Source organism: Synechococcus sp. H55.9 (assembly GCF_047462355.1).
In the GTDB taxonomy this organism is placed as follows: Bacteria; Cyanobacteriota; Cyanobacteriia; order Thermostichales; family Thermostichaceae; genus Thermostichus.
This window is the reverse complement of sequence record NZ_JANSJB010000154.1, coordinates 1-1,178: the sequence shown is the minus strand read 5'-3', so window position 1 is coordinate 1,178 and position 1,178 is coordinate 1. Positions and strand designations below refer to the sequence as shown.

At 62.4% G+C, this 1,178-nt stretch carries 1 protein-coding gene; it reads right to left on the bottom strand.

Going from position 1 to position 1,178, the window contains the following annotated elements; all coding sequences use genetic code 11:
* On the bottom strand, window positions 1-1,178 hold a 1,178-nt coding region (locus NW857_RS12665; protein WP_414369167.1), incomplete at both ends, for a class I tRNA ligase family protein.

Genomic DNA, 1,178 nt, shown 5'->3' with positions numbered 1-1,178 from the left:
GCCCAGGCCTCTTCGGCATTGCGGGCCACCACAAAAGCCTGGGGATCCTCAGGGATCTGACCGTCGATGACCGGATACCAGGCCGGGATCTGGTGCCCCCACCACAGTTGCCGCGAGATGCACCAGGGGCGCAGCTTCTCCAGCCAGCCGGTGTAAACCTTGGTCCAGCGCTCCGGAATAAAGCGGGGGTTGTGGTGTTCCCGCTCCTCCTGCAAGCAGCGGGCCCCCATCCCCGAGACATCGCAAAACCATTGAATGGAGAGCAGCGGCTCGATGGGCACGCCCCCGCGGTCGCTGTAGGGCACGCTGTGGGTGTACTCTTCCACCTTCTCCAGCAGACCGTGCTCGGCAAACCACTGCACCACCTTCTCGCGGGCGACAAAGCGATCCAGACCGGTGAAGGGATCCCCGTTCTCGTTGAGGGTGCCGTCCTTGTTGAGAATGTTGATCAAGGGCAACTGGTGGCGACGGCCCATCTCAAAGTCGTTGGGATCGTGGGCTGGGGTAACTTTGACACAGCCGGAGCCAAAGGAGGGATCCACGTACTCGTCGGCGATGATGGGGATAAGGCGATCCTTGATGGGCAGCCGCACAAACTGGCCAATGAGATGGCGGTAGCGCTCGTCTTGCGGGTGGACCGCCACGGCTGTATCCCCCAGCATCGTCTCGGGGCGGGTGGTGGCCACCACCAGGTACTGGTTGGGATCCGCGGCCAAGGGATAGCGGAAATGCCAGAGGTGGCCCTTGACCTCTTTGTTGTCCACCTCAATGTCGGAGACTGCCGACTGGGTGGCCGGACACCAGTTGACCAAATACTCGCCCCGGTAAATTAGCCCTGCTTCGTAGAGGCGGACAAAGGCTTCCGTAACTGCCCGGCTCAGCCCCTCATCGAGAGTAAAGCGATCCCGCGTCCAGTCCAGCGACAGGCCCAGGCGCCGCAGTTGGCTTTTGATGGTGCCCTGGGATTGCTCCTTCCAGGCCCAGGCCCGCTCCAGAAAAGCCTCGCGGCCCAGGTCAAAGCGGCTCTTGCCCTCCTGGCGCAGTTGGTTTTCCAGGATGGTGTGCACGGCAATGCTGGCATGATCCGTACCGGGCAGCCAGAGGACGTTGTAGCCGCGCATGCGCTTGTAGCGCACCACCACATCCGGCAGGGTAAAGGCAAAGGCATGGCCCATGTG